This window comes from Cytobacillus praedii, from assembly GCF_001439605.1.
GTDB lineage: Bacteria > Bacillota > Bacilli > Bacillales > Cytobacillaceae > Cytobacillus > Cytobacillus praedii.
Window position 1 is genome coordinate 369 of sequence record NZ_LMBX01000044.1, and the last position, 287, is coordinate 655.

The 287-nt window shown below is 44.4% G+C and carries 2 tRNA genes; both read left to right on the plus strand.

The window, feature by feature from the left end:
* Positions 1-11: 11 nt before the first annotated feature.
* Positions 12-84: transfer RNA gene (locus ASU02_RS24865), tRNA-Thr, on the plus strand.
* Positions 85-211: 127 nt separating this feature from the next.
* Positions 212-287 (plus strand) — tRNA-Phe (locus ASU02_RS24870).

The window sequence follows — 287 nt, forward strand, 5'->3', positions numbered from 1 at the left end:
CTTTTTACTATGCCGGCCTAGCTCAATTGGTAGAGCAACTGACTTGTAATCAGTAGGTTGGGGGTTCAAGTCCTCTGGCCGGCATNAATTGAAAGTTTGCCTACGAAGTGAGGCTTCCATGAATAGAAAACTTTTAATTTGCAACAAAGACCAAGGGGTTTTGCCGCACAGTTTTTAGTGCAATCAAGGTTTAGGAAATAAAACTATATTTGGCTCAGTAGCTCAGTCGGTAGAGCAAAGGACTGAAAATCCTTGTGTCGGCGGTTCGATTCCGTCCTGAGCCACCA